At 47.2% G+C, this 13405-nt stretch carries 12 protein-coding genes; 4 read left to right on the forward strand and 8 right to left on the reverse strand.

Going from position 1 to position 13405, the window contains the following annotated elements; genetic code table 11:
• Positions 1-124 precede the first annotated feature (124 nt).
• The 5 genes from AS030_RS18670 to AS030_RS18690 all read right to left on the reverse strand — a co-directional run bounded on the left by AS030_RS18670 (position 125) and on the right by AS030_RS18690 (position 4738).
• Positions 125-832 carry an ABC transporter ATP-binding protein gene (locus tag AS030_RS18670; RefSeq protein WP_061974490.1) on the reverse strand — a complete coding sequence of 236 codons (708 nt, stop codon included), beginning with the start codon at positions 830-832 and terminating at the stop codon, positions 125-127.
• Positions 832-1611, reverse strand: a complete 780-nt coding sequence (locus tag AS030_RS18675) for an ABC transporter ATP-binding protein (RefSeq protein ID WP_061974492.1) — start codon at positions 1609-1611, stop codon at positions 832-834. Before AS030_RS18675 ends, AS030_RS18670 begins: the two co-directional genes overlap by 1 nt.
• Entirely contained in the window at positions 1586-2560 is a 975-nt protein-coding gene (locus AS030_RS18680) for a branched-chain amino acid ABC transporter permease (protein WP_061974494.1), read from the reverse strand. The genes AS030_RS18675 and AS030_RS18680 overlap by 26 nt, the downstream gene beginning before the upstream one ends.
• Before the next feature lie 12 nt (positions 2561-2572).
• On the reverse strand, positions 2573-3451 hold the full coding sequence (locus tag AS030_RS18685; RefSeq protein ID WP_061974496.1) for a branched-chain amino acid ABC transporter permease: 879 nt from the start codon (positions 3449-3451) through the stop codon (positions 2573-2575).
• Positions 3452-3565: 114 nt separating this feature from the next.
• Entirely contained in the window at positions 3566-4738 is a 1173-nt protein-coding gene (locus AS030_RS18690) for an ABC transporter substrate-binding protein (RefSeq protein WP_061974498.1), read from the reverse strand.
• A 301-nt stretch (positions 4739-5039) separates the two neighbouring features.
• On the opposite strand from AS030_RS18690, the gene AS030_RS18695 reads away from it, so the two are divergent.
• The 4 genes from AS030_RS18695 (at position 5040) to AS030_RS18710 (ending at position 10699) form a co-directional block, all read left to right on the forward strand.
• Positions 5040-6698 carry a glutamine--tRNA ligase/YqeY domain fusion protein gene (locus AS030_RS18695; RefSeq protein WP_061974500.1) on the forward strand — a complete coding sequence of 553 codons (1659 nt, stop codon included), beginning with the start codon at positions 5040-5042 and terminating at the stop codon, positions 6696-6698.
• A 333-nt stretch (positions 6699-7031) separates the two neighbouring features.
• Positions 7032-8561 carry an ATP-binding protein gene (locus tag AS030_RS18700; protein WP_420889660.1) on the forward strand — a complete coding sequence of 510 codons (1530 nt, stop codon included), beginning with the start codon at positions 7032-7034 and terminating at the stop codon, positions 8559-8561.
• A complete protein-coding gene (locus tag AS030_RS18705; RefSeq protein WP_061974504.1) occupies positions 8561-9244 on the forward strand; it encodes a response regulator in 684 nt (227 codons plus the stop codon). Before AS030_RS18700 ends, AS030_RS18705 begins: the two co-directional genes overlap by 1 nt.
• A gap of 156 nt (positions 9245-9400) precedes the next feature.
• Positions 9401-10699 (forward strand): CitMHS family transporter, encoded by a 1299-nt coding sequence (locus AS030_RS18710; RefSeq protein WP_061974506.1) that lies wholly within the window; start codon positions 9401-9403, stop codon positions 10697-10699.
• Between the two features lie 194 nt (positions 10700-10893).
• On the opposite strand, the gene AS030_RS18715 is transcribed toward AS030_RS18710, so the two are convergent.
• Genes AS030_RS18715 through AS030_RS18725 form a run of 3 tightly spaced genes read right to left on the reverse strand, consistent with a single transcriptional unit; the run spans position 10894 to position 13370 of the window.
• Entirely contained in the window at positions 10894-11328 is a 435-nt protein-coding gene (locus AS030_RS18715; protein WP_061974508.1) for a DUF6526 family protein, read from the reverse strand.
• A gap of 18 nt (positions 11329-11346) precedes the next feature.
• A complete protein-coding gene (locus tag AS030_RS18720) occupies positions 11347-12447 on the reverse strand; it encodes an ABC transporter permease (RefSeq protein WP_061974510.1) in 1101 nt (366 codons plus the stop codon).
• Complete coding sequence (locus AS030_RS18725; RefSeq protein WP_240482406.1) at positions 12444-13370, reverse strand: ABC transporter ATP-binding protein; 927 nt, start codon at positions 13368-13370, stop codon at positions 12444-12446. The genes AS030_RS18720 and AS030_RS18725 overlap by 4 nt, the downstream gene beginning before the upstream one ends.
• Positions 13371-13405 lie beyond the last annotated feature (35 nt).

The raw sequence follows: 13405 nt of genomic DNA on the forward strand, positions 1-13405 counted from the left end.
TTTTGTGAATTATAACGTTACAACTGCGTGCCGCACAAGAAAAGGGGGTAATGTTTGCCCGCTCCGGTTGCTGGTAAGCACGATGAGACCGGTTCACAAGGAACCGGTCTGTTCAATAAGTGGCCTAATGACCGCCCAGATATGCCATTTTCACTTGCTCGCTTGAGGTCAGTTCTGCCGCATCACCAGAAAGGACAATCCTTCCTGTTTCCACGACGTATGCCCGGTTGGCGATGGAAAGCGCCAAATTCGCATTTTGCTCCACTAAGAGAATTGTGGTTCCCGCTTTGTTGATTTCTTCAATGATGCGGAAGATGGTTTTGACCAGGAGCGGTGCAAGCCCCATCGATGGCTCATCCAGCAGCAGCAATCGCGGCTTCGCCATTAAGGCACGGCCCATAGCGAGCATTTGCTGTTCTCCCCCTGACAACGTTCCTGCCTGTTGTTTCAGCCGCTCGAGAAGACGCGGAAACAGCTCGTATACCCGTTCAAGATCCTGCTTGATTCCTTCTTTATCCTTGCGAAGGAAAGCTCCGAGCTGCAGGTTCTCTTCCACTGTCATGTTGGCAAATACTCTTCTTCCCTCGGGTACGTGGGAAATCCCCTGCTTTACGATGGTTTGTGCGGCCTTACCGTTGATGGTTTTGCCTTCGTATATGACATTGCCCTGCTTGGGCTTTAACAGGCCGGAAACGGTTTTTAGCAACGTGCTCTTTCCCGCTCCGTTTGCCCCGATCAAGGTCACGATCTCCCCTTCTAGAATTTCGAGGGAAATCCCGTCGAGCGCCTGAATGTTACCGTAGTATACATTAATGTTTTCCACTTTCAGCATTACGAAACCTCCTCGCCCAAATATGCCTCGATGACTTTCGGATTGTTCTTGATTTCAGCCGGCGTGCCTTCTGCAATCAGCTGTCCGTGATCAAGAACGAAGATGCGTTCACACACCCCCATGACAAGCGGCATGTCATGTTCAATCAAAAGAACGGTAAGATCAAACCGCTCCCGGATAAAGGCAATCAGGTTCATGAGCTCTCTGGTTTCATGCGGATTCATTCCGGCGGCAGGTTCATCAAGCAGCAGGAGCTTTGGATTCGCGGCTAGCGCCCGCGCGATTTCAAGCCGCCTTTGCTGTCCATACGGCAGGTTTTTGGCTTTCTCGTTCTTGAACCGGTCGAGGCTGAAAATCTTTAAAAACTCCGTTGCCCTCTCTTCCATTTCATGCTCACCCGCAAAATGGGGCGGCAGACGAAGGATGGAACTGAACAGTGTATGCTTTGCCTGAGAATGATAAGCCACTTTAACATTATCGATCACGGAAAGCTCACCGAATAAACGGATGTTTTGAAACGTACGGCTGATGCCGTTCCTCGTAATCTTATACGGAGGCAGGTTATTCAGCTTTTTACCGTTCAGAACAATCTGTCCTTCCGTCGGCACATATACCCCTGTCAGCATGTTAAAGAAGGTGGTTTTCCCCGCACCGTTCGGCCCGATTAAGCCCGCCATCTCGCCGGGATACAGTTCAATGTTCACATCGGAGACTGCCCGGAGGCCCCCGAAGCGGATTCCGACGTTCTCCACTTTAAGCAACGGTTTGTCCTTTTCCATCCTTCTTCCCTCCTTTTAATTTCTGGCCTCTGCTGAAAACAGAGGTGATCTCTTTCGTTCCCATCAAGCCTTGAGGACGGTACAGCATGACAACAATAAGAACAAGGCTGTAGATGATCATCCTCGTTTCAGGATAATCCTGAAGGAATGTGGAGATGACAGTTAACAGAATGGCGGAAATGACCGATCCTGACAGAGAGCCCAGCCCGCCAAGCACAACAAATATCAAAATATCAAATGACTTCAAGAAGCCGAAGTTGGACGGCTGAATAATATAGAAATTGTGCGCATACAATCCTCCGGCCACACCGGCGAAAAAAGCACCAATCACAAAAGCAGTTACTTTATAGTAGGTGGTGTTGATCCCCATCGCGTCAGCTGCGGTTTCATCCTCCCTGATGGAGATGCACGCCCTCCCATGAGTGGAGTTGGTGAAATTGACGATGACCAGGATGGCAACAAGCATGCAGCCGAACACCCACGGCCATGTGGTCAAATGATTAACCTGCATCCCACTTGCGCCGCCGACATAATCCAAGTTTAAAAACAAGATACGAACGATTTCCCCAAATCCAAGGGTCGCAATGGCCAGGTAATCTCCTTTCAGCCTCAAGGACGGAAACCCGATAATAAAACCTGCGAGTGCAGCCACAAGGCCGCCAATGATCAGTGCTGTAACGAAGGGCAGCTCCAGCTTCATCGTAATGATTCCGGAGGCATACGCCCCTACGGCAAGGAAGCCGGCATGCCCGATCGAAAACTGCCCGGTAATGCCAATAATCAAATGCAGTGAAACAGCAAGAATAATATTAATCGCAATAAAGACCAGTGTATTCACATAAAAGAGGTTCAACATTCCCCCAGTTATCAAAAACTGTACAACCGCAAAGAGTACGAGGGAGACAACAATCGATGCCCAAAAGAATTTCGCCTGTTTAAAAATCGCCATTCCTGTTCCCTCCTATACCTTTTCTCTTTTGTACTTTCCAAACAGTCCTGAAGGAAGAAAAATAAGAATTAAAATAAGAACAATAAAGGCTGCACCGTCGCGCCATAAGGAATACCCAAAAGCACTGACCAGTGACTCAATAACACCGAGCAGCAATCCCCCTACCATCGCCCCAGGAATGATTCCAATGCCGCCAAGCACCGCCGCAACGAAGGCTTTAAGACCAGGAATGACACCCATTAGAGGCTCAATCTTAATATAGTAAACTCCGAAAGCAACGCCTGCAGCACCGGCAAGCGCCGATCCGATAGCAAAGGTGGCGGAAATGGTGCGGTCCACGTTGATGCCCATCAGCCGTGCAGCCTCTGCATCAAAAGATACCGCACGCATCGCTTTCCCGATTTTTGTTTTATGTACGATAAATTGAAGAATAATCATCAGGGCAACGGATACACCAAGAATTAAAAGCGACTGGCTGTTAATCTTAGCTCCAAAAATATGAATCGCATGCTCTGGCAGCACATCTCCCGGATACGCTTCCGGCTGCGCACCGCGCACATAGATAAATCCGTATTCAATCAAGAGCGAAACCCCGATGGCTGTGATCAGCGCTGCAATCCTTGTCGCATTTCGCAGCGGTTTATAGGCGATGCGCTCGATCAGCACGCCAAATACGGCGCATACGGCCATGGAAAGAATCAATGAAACTATGAATGGCAGATGAAGCACTGTAATCGAATAAAAGCCAACAAATGAACCAACCATAAACACATCGCCATGCGCAAAATTGATAAGCTTGACGATTCCATAAACCATTGTATAACCCAAGGCAATCAGGGCGTAAATACTGCCAAGTGAGATTCCGTTCACCAGCTGTTGAATCAATTCCATCTCAGTCTCTCCTTGAGAAATCATATTTTTTCACACTGCACACTTGCATCACTTTATTGTATAAAAGCTTAAAACGGAGAATAGGGGGACGGAGCCCCCTATTCCAACTTGCTCTTATGGATTAATCTTTGTATTAAACTCCTGCTTGCCGTCTTTGTATTCAAGAATGGACGCCGATTTGATCGGATCGTGGTTTTTATCCAGCGTCAGTTTTCCGGAAACAAGAGAAAGATCTTTTGTTTTGGCAAGTGCTTTTGCGATTTTTTCAGGGCTTGCATCACCTGAACGCTTAATGGCGTCTGCAAGGTAGTATGCCGTATCATAGCCCAGCGCACTAAAGGCATCCGGTGATTTTCCTTTGTATTTTTTCTTAAAGGCACTGACGAAATCCTGGATCTTCTTATCCGGATCTCCTGAAGAATAGTGGTTGGTGATATACGTATTGTTCAGCGCTTTTGGACCGGCAATTTCTACAAGTTTCGGAGAATCCCAGCCATCTCCGCCCATGAACGGCGCCTCAATGCCGATTTCACGCGCTTGCTTGATGATCAAGCCTACTTCTTCATAATAGCCAGGCAGGAAGATGAAATCTGGCTTGGCTGCTTTCAGGCGGGTAAGCGTCGCACGGAAATCAGTATCTTTTGCCACATAGGCTTCCTCGGCCACAATGGATCCGCCATTTTTCTTATAGGCAGATTTGAACGCGGACGCAAGCCCCTTGGAATAGTCGCTCGCACTGTCGATAAAGACAGCCGCTTTTTTCGTTTTCAGCTTGTCTGTCGCAAAGTTTGCCGCCACTGTTCCCTGGAACGGATCAATAAAGCATGTCCGGAAGACATAATCATTAACCTTGCCGCCTTTATTTGTAATTTCCGGGTTCGTTCCTGTTGGTGTGATTAAAGGTACTTTGTTGCTCTGGGCAATTTGCACCTGTGCAAGTGTATTGGTGCTCGTCGCAGCCCCGATAACAGCCGCCACCTTATCCTGGCTGACGAGTTTAAGCGATCCGCTTGTCGCTTCTGCCGCCTCTGATTTATTATCTACTTTGACCAGTTTAATTTTCTTTCCGTCAATTCCCTTTTTGTTCAGCTCGTCCAATCCAAGCTGAAGCCCTTCGGCAATCGACTGTCCATAGGACGCTACGCCACCTGATAGTTCAAGGTTGGCTCCTACTTTGATGGTCTCCTTGCCCCCAGAACCTCCTGTCGATGCCGCACCGCAGCCCGCCATCACTCCTGCGGATAATGATAGAGAAAGTAAGATCCCTGCCAATTTCCTCTTCTTCATGTTTCCATCCCCCTCTTTTTATAAAGAACATCCCCTACAATATTTAAACATTGTAAAGAAAAACAATATTCTGAAAATATTTTACCTCATTCAATATGTACAGTCTAGCGTATTTCTTCCACTTCATTTTTCCTGCCTTCACTTAAATTTTTTTATAAAAATAAAAAAAAAACATAGAATGGATGAGGAGTTAAGCTGTTTTTTTGTTTATAATAGCTAAGGTAACCAACGGGAATTTTGTTTCCTTGCTGTGAGTGATATAATGTACGGATAGAAATGTTAATAGAAAGGCTGATACGGGATGGAAGAAAACTCCAATTTTATAAGAAGCATCATTAAAGAGGATCTGGAGTCCGGAAAACGAGATACCGTTGTCACCCGATTCCCTCCGGAACCGAACGGATACCTGCATATCGGGCATGCCAAATCCATTGTGATCAATTTTGGAATCGCAGATGAGTTCAACGGACAAACCAATCTTCGTTTTGACGATACAAACCCTTTAAAGGAAGATCAGGAGTATGTGGACTCCATTAAAAATGACGTCGCATGGCTTGGCTACGAATGGGAGAACCTCCGCTATGCTTCCGATTATTTCGAGGAAATGTACAAACGCGCCGTCCTATTGATCAAAAAAGGAAAAGCGTATGTGGATGACCTTTCCATTGAGGAGATCCGTGAGTACCGCGGGACATTGACTGAACCTGGAAAAGACAGCCCGTACCGCAACCGTGCAGTCGAAGAAAACCTTGACCTGTTCGATCGCATGCGCAAGGGCGAATTCCAAAACGGTGAAAAGGTGCTCCGCGCCAAGATCGATATGTCTTCCGGCAACATCAACATGAGGGACCCTGTCATCTACCGTGTATCCCATGCCACTCATCATAATACAGGGGACACGTGGTGCATCTACCCGATGTATGCATTCGCACATCCGATTGAAGATGCGATTGAAGGGGTGACGCATTCTCTTTGTACGACCGAGTTTGAAGAACAGCGCCCGCTGTACAACTGGGTTGTTGAAGAGTGCGAAATGCCAAGCAAGCCTCAGCAAATCGAGTTCGGCCGCCTGAACATCGAAAACACGGTGATGAGCAAACGAAAGCTGAAACAACTGGTTGAGGAAGGCTATGTGGACGGCTGGGACGACCCCCGCATGCCGACCATTTCCGGACTGCGCCGCAAAGGCTATACTCCTGAAGCGATTCGTGAGTTCGTGCAGGCAACCGGTGTTTCGAAAGGCTCCGGTGCAGTAGATGAGGCCATGCTCGAACATTTTGTACGTGAAGATTTAAAGTTGAAGGCACCGCGTACGATGGGCGTGCTGGATCCGCTTAAAGTTGTCATCACCAACTATCCGGAAGGACAGGTTGAAATGCTTGATGCGGAGATTAATCCGGAAAACCCTGAGATGGGAACTCGCCAAATTCCGTTCTCCCGTGAGATTTACGTGGAACGCGAGGACTTTATGGAGAACCCGCCTAAGAAATATTTCCGCCTTTTCCCAGGCAATGAAGTGCGTTTGAAGCATGCTTACTTCATTAAATGCGAAGAAGTGATCAAGGACGAAAACGGTGAAGTCGTGGAGCTGCGCTGCACGTACGATCCGGAAACAAAAAGCGGCACCGGATTTACCGGCCGTAAAGTTAAAGGAACGCTGCACTGGGTGGAAGCCACACAAGCTCTTCCTGCTGAGTTTCGTCTGTATGAGCCACTGATTCGTGATGAGGACCTTAAGGCCGCTGACGAAAGTGAAGACAAAACGTTCATCGATTTTGTCAACGAAGATTCGTTAACCATCCAACAAGGCTTTATCGAACCAAACATGAAAGACGCCAAACCGCAGGACAAATTCCAGTTCTTCCGCCACGGCTATTTCAATGTCGATCCGAAGCACACGACCCATGAAAAGCTTGTGTTCAACCGTATCGTTTCCCTGAAAAGTTCATTTAAGCTGTAAACTTGAAAACCGGCTCTTCCACGAGAGCCGGTTTTTTTGATATGTTCTGTTGCCCGGCTCAATTTACATAATCTGGTTCCGGCGTGTATTTTGTCTGAAATGGTGGCGCGTATTTCTCAAAAAATGACGGGTAAATCCACCATTTCCGCAGGTATTGCAGTACCTGTGCACCCTCTATGCAGTCTGCCTTCCCTCCAACACTCCATTTGATGACAGCAAGACTGTTGGCGTATAGTAATAGTAGAAGATACAGAGGAGGGATGCCGCCTGAAAGCCGTAAAAGTATCGCTGCAGATCAAAATCCTCGGACTGGTGCTCTTATTTGGATTCTTTTTGATCGTCCTGCTGACCGGCTATTTTAGTTATAAAGAAAGCAACCAGATTGAAGAGAATAGAGGAAGGCTGGCCCTTGAACTGGCAAAATCCATTTCCTTCATGCCCTCGGTAATCGAGGCGTTCGATACAGATGATCCCGCTAAAACGATACAGCCCCTTGCGGAAAAAATCCGCAAGTCGACCGGCGCTGAATTTATTGTTGTAGGAAACCGGCAAGGCATCCGGTATTCCCATCCCGTGCCGTCCGAAATCGGCAAGAAAATGAAGGGCGGCGACAATAAAAGGGCTCTACAGGGAAAGTATTATGTTTCAAGAGCAAAAGGGTCACTTGGACCTTCATTAAGAGGAAAGGCTCCGATATATAACAAACAGGGCGAGATTATCGGCCTTGTATCGGTAGGTTTTTTATTGGAGGATATCAACGAACAGATTACGAACAATTTGCAAAAGGTACTAGTCGTCTCCTTTCTTGCACTTATCGTTTCGATTATTGGAAGCTTCATGTTATCCCGGAACATCCGAAAAGACACAATGGGGCTGGAGCCTTATGAGATTGCAGCTCTCTACAAGGAAAAAAATGCTGTCTACCATTCGGTAAAAGAAGGGATTCTTGCAATTAAAAAGGATGGGCGAATCACCAACATGAACCAGCCGGCAAAAAGGCTTCTCAACATTGAAGGTTCTGTCCGAAATATGAAAGTGGACGGGCTTTTTCCGTCGGATTATCTTTATGAAGTCATGCAGCACGGCAGCCCGGAGCCTGACAAGGAAATGTACTGGAAGGGCCAAACAGTGATCGTGAACTGTACGCCGCTTCGGAATGAAAGCGGTGAAATTACCGGGGTTGTAGCTTCTTTCCGTGACAAAACCGAGATCGAACAGATGGTCAATACACTTTCTGAAGTGAAACAGTATTCTGATGATCTGCGTTCACAAACCCATGAATATACAAATAAGCTTTATGTTCTGTATGGTCTTCTTCAGCTTGGAGAATATGAAGAGGCGATTGATATGATCAAAAATGAAACCACATTACTTCAGCTGCAGCATTCCGTCGTTTTCAGGCAAATACAAGATACAAAAGTACAAGCCATTCTTTTGGGCAAACTCGCAAAAGCGTCCGAAAAGAAAATCCAGTTCGAAATCGCGCCAGACAGTACGCTAGAAGTGCTGCCGCAGCATATCAAACTGTCCAATTTGATTGTTATCCTCGGAAATATTATCGACAATGCCTTTGACGCTGTGTCGGGTATGGAATCTCCTGCTGTAAAGCTGTTTGTCACCGATATTGGCAGCGATATCATTTTTGAAGTCGAGGATAATGGAACAGGCATCGGAGAAAAGGAAATCCCTCAGCTTTTTAACCGGGGCTATACCTCGAAAACGGGAAGCAAGCCGCGGGGATATGGCCTGGCTAATGCTGATGAAGCAGTAAAAGAATTGAATGGGATTATCGAGGTACACAGCCAGCCGGAAAACGGCACGGTATTTACAGTGTACCTTCCAAAGAACAACCAGGGGAGCTGATGAAATTGATCAAGGCAGCCATCGCAGAAGATGATTTTCGGATTGCCGGTATTCATGAAAAGTTTTTACAGAAATTCAGCGAAATTCGCGTTGTGGGAAAGGCGCTGACCGGAGAAAATACCCTTCAATTGCTGAAGGACACAAATCCAGATTTGCTTTTACTTGATGTCTATTTGCCGGATATGCTGGGTTCCGAGCTGCTTCCTGTTATCCGTGAGCGTTTTCCCAGAATCACCATTATTATGATTACCGCTGCCACCGACAAAGAAATCCTTGAGAAAGCGCTCGCCTATGGAGTAGACAATTATTTGATCAAGCCTGTCACTCAGGAACGCTTTGAAGAAGTGATTCAGAGCTTTATTAAAAAGCATGCGCTTCTGTCCGTAAACGGCTCAGTAAACCAGGATATTGTAGACCGGATTTTCGAAAAATCCAAACAGGAACAGAGCAAAAAAGGAACTGGCTACCCAAAAGGCATCGATGAAATTACACTAAAAAAGGTGAAAGCCGTGCTGGAGACGCAGCAAAGCGGCATGTCCGCCGAGGAAGTCGGAAATGCCATTGGCGCCTCAAGGATTACCGCGCGGCGTTACCTGGAATACATGTCGTCGGTCAATGAGCTAAGGACTGAAGTTGTTTATGGCATCGTCGGCCGCCCTGAGAAGAAATATTATCCTGTGTAAAGGGTGGCTGAGCAGCAGCCACCTCTTTCTTATCCTCCTTGGTGAACTTAATGTACAAAATGACACTAAAGTACGTTAATAACTTTATTTTGTAAACGTTTTCATGTCAGAAAATTTCGTTTACACTGTGGTTAGTTTACGAAAGAGGTGAAGACCGTGCTCGCATTATTAGGTTTCTTATTAATCCTTACTTTCATGTTTTTAATTATGACAAAACGTTTATCTGCCATGATCGCCCTGATGGTGATCCCAGTTATTTTTGCATTAATTGGCGGTTTCGGTAAAGATATCGGACCGATGGCTCTTCAAGGAATAAAAGATGTAGCTCCGACAGGAATCATGATTTTGTTTGCCATTCTCTTCTTCGGCATTATGATCGATGCCGGCGTATTTGATCCAATCATCTCACGAATTTTAAAAATTGCTAAAGGCGATCCGGTAAAGATTGCGATTGGTACCGCGGTTCTTGCTCTCCTGATTTCCCTTGACGGTGACGGAACCACCACTTATATGATTACGATTTCCGCCATGCTTCCGCTGTATAAGCGAATTGGCATGCGACCTCTCGTTTTGGCCGGTATTGCCGTATCTGCTTCCGGCGTTATGAACCTGCTTCCATGGGGCGGACCGACCGCCAGAGCGATGACTGCTCTGAAGCTCGAAATGTCCGACATTTTTACTCCGGTCATTCCTTCCATGATCGGCGGCGTCATCTTCGTGCTGTTCATGTCCTATGTTCTTGGTAAAAAGGAACGGAAACGAATTGGTGTGGCAGAGATTGACTACAGCACAATGGCCATGCAGGCAGCCACTGTCGATCCTGAAGTTCTTGCGCTTAAACGCCCAAAGCTTATTGTGATCAACTATGCGCTAACCATTCTTTTGCTGGTTGCCTTGATTAAAGAGCTTCTGCCAACGACTGTGCTGTTTATGGTTGGCTTTGCAATCGCTATCACACTGAACTATCCGAAGTTAAAAGATCAGAAGGAACGTGTCGCACACTATGCGGATAATGCACTGTCTGTTGTCACCATGGTGTTCGCAGCCGGTATTTTCACAGGAATTTTAACAGGAACAAAGATGGTCGATGCGATGGCCAACTCCATGATTACACATATTCCTGATGGCCTGGGATCACACTTTGCAATCATTACCGCCATTATCAGTGCACCATTTACCTTCTTCATGTCCAATGACGCGTTTTACTACGGAGTGCTTCCGCTCCTTGCCAAGGCTGCTGCTGGATATGGCATCGACCCTGCCATGATCGGACGCGCCTCCCTGATGGGCTTGCCGGTTCACCTGTTGAGTCCGCTCGTTCCATCCACGTATTTGCTTGTGGGAATGGTCGGCGAAGACTTTGGAGATCTGCAGCGCGGCTTCCTGAAATGGGCGTGCGGATCCACCCTTGTGATGATTCTGGTGGCCATTGGGCTGTCGATCATACCATTTTAATAGGATATAAAAAGGAAAGCCCGCGGGCTTTCTTTTTTGTTGGATTAAAGATCGGCCGTTTACCATAATACCGGTTTGGACAGTAAGTTTCCGATACTGGCTCGTATTTGGCTCAACCGCCTTTCAACTAGGCCCCTTGCCTGCCTGCTCAACCCAAAAATCAGCAAAAAACAGCTCAGTGAGCTGTTTTTTTACTAGATTCGATAATAATCTCCCCGCCAATTCGTGATTTCCTTCTTGATTTCTTTCGTGCTCCAATTGTTTTCGGCAGCTTTCGCGCTCAGTGCAGGAAGTTCTTCATCACTCGCGAATCGCAGTGCGACGATTTGCCTGGCGGACAGCCGCTGATCCAGCAGTTTGCCGGTCAGCACGTAATGCCTCAGGTTCTCTTCTGCCCGGATGGCCCGGTCCTGTGCTTTTAGCGGGTAAATCCGAACAAGAACAAAAATCATGACAAGCGATCCGGCCATCAGCAGCAGGACCACTGCCAGATTGATGTTTCTCCACTCAATCAATGCACCAATGAAGTAAGTAACCGCCGTGCCGAGCGAACCCAGTATAAAGATGGTTAGTACATAATGATACAGAGGATGCACCCTCGCATGATTTTTATAACTTTGATTCTCCATGTCAGCCTCCTAATCTGCTTATTCCCATTTAAAGGTCAGACTTGCCACAATAAAGGCACCAATGATCCAGCCGCCAAGGACCAGCGCCTCCGTACCGAGACTCATAAATGTCGCGCCTACATTCATCGTCTCCCGCAGGGCTGTTGTAAGATGGGCTATAGGAAGAATATGAACGATCGGCTGGAGAAATTCCGGCATGTTTTTAATTGGGAAAAAGACCCCGCCCAAAAACAGCATCGGAAACGACAGAAAGCCTGCGATCGGACCGGCGCTTTCCGGTGTTTTTGCGATACCGGCAATAATAAATCCAATCGCCATAAATGCCAGCGTTCCAAGGATAACAAAGCTCACAAGGGTCAGCCAGGAACCTCTGACTTCGACGTCGAACACGAGACGGGCGACCATCAGGACAATCAGCGCCTGCAGTCCGTTCAGCATAAGACGTGCAGTAATCTGAGCCGCAATAAAGGTGTGGGCCTTCAGTGTGGTTCCCTGCATCCTCCGCAAAATGCCCCGTTCACGCCATGAGGCAATCTGGCCTGCAACTCCGTTCATGTTGTTGCTCAGGATCATCATCGCCACGATCCCTGGAACGAGAAAATCGATATAACGAAGATTGAGCGCCTCTACGCCTTTTGGATTAATCACGACGGCTGGCTTATAATCTGCCTTTTGTTTGCTTACCGCATCCACTGCATTGTAAACGAGCTGCTGGCCAATCTGGGAAACGGCCATGTCGGTTTCATTATAAAAAACTGGCAGTGTAAACGGTTTTTCGTTCTGTGAGGAGTTCTTCATTCTCTTTTCATAGCCCTTGGGAACCTCTACGACGAGCTGGACATCCCCCTGCTTCAGCTGGTCGAGCGCGTCTTTTTTACTGGACGTTTTCTCAAGCGAGATCGCCTCGTTTTTCTTTAAAATATCCGCAAGCTGTTTAGACTGGGGAGAGTGATCCTGGTCAACATAGCCGATCGTCACAGACATGCCGTTTCCATTTCCTAAAAAGGAGCCAAGCATAACCATCAGGAAGATCGGAAACGCAAGAGTCCAGAACAATACCTGCCGGTTGCGCAGGAAAATGCGCAGCTGGGCCAGCGTTAACTGCCAATAAGCCCTCATCCTTCTCTAAGACTCCTTCCTGTCATGTGAATAAACACGTCCTCCAATGTGGCGGTACGCGTCTGCAGATCGGTCAGCTTTAACCCTTTTTCAGAAGCCGTCTCAATCAGGCTGGTTAACGTTTCCTGAAGGTTGTCGGTGTAAAGAACCTGAACATCCTTATGTCCGCCGATTTGTGTCACCCCTTTAATCTCTTCCAAATGAAAAGGAGCACTCTCATCTATCCGGAATTCGACCGCACTGTCCGACTGAAGATTTTTCACCAGATTTTCCGGGGTATCCAGTGCAATCATCTTGCCTTGATCCATGATGGCAATACGATCACACAGGACATGCGCTTCATCCATATAGTGGGTCGTCAGCATGATCGTCTTCCCCTTTTGCTTCAGGTTCAATACAATGTCCCACAATGTCCTCCTTGCCTGCGGATCGAGACCTGTCGTTGGCTCATCCAGAAAAATGATCCACGGATCATGCACAAGAGCGAGTGCAATCGCCAGCCTCTGCTTTTGCCCTCCGGATAAGCTCTTGATCCGGCTCTTGCGTTTGTCCGTCAGGATCATGTCTTCAATCAGTTCAGGAATTGAAATGTGCTTCGGATAAAAGCTCGCATACATTTTTAATATTTCTTCAACGGTCAGGAGTTCAAACAAGGTGGTGGACTGCAGCTGCACACCGATTACCTCTTTAATGCGTTCCAGGTCTTTCCGAATGTCGAATTCCCCGATCCACGCCGTTCCCGCGTCTGGTTTTCGAAGACCAACCAGCATTTCAAGCGTGGTCGTCTTCCCTGCTCCATTTGGCCCAAGAAGGCCGAAAACTTCTCCTCTATGTACCTCAAAGTCAACACCATTTACCGCATAAAAGTCTCCATATCGCTTCACCAGATGCTCGGCTTTAATAATCGTCTCATGAGAACTCAAGGTCATCCCCCATTTCTTAACTTCCATCATAAAAA

It is taken from the genome of Fictibacillus enclensis (assembly GCF_001457035.1).
Lineage (GTDB): Bacteria > Bacillota > Bacilli > Bacillales > Fictibacillaceae > Fictibacillus_C > Fictibacillus_C enclensis.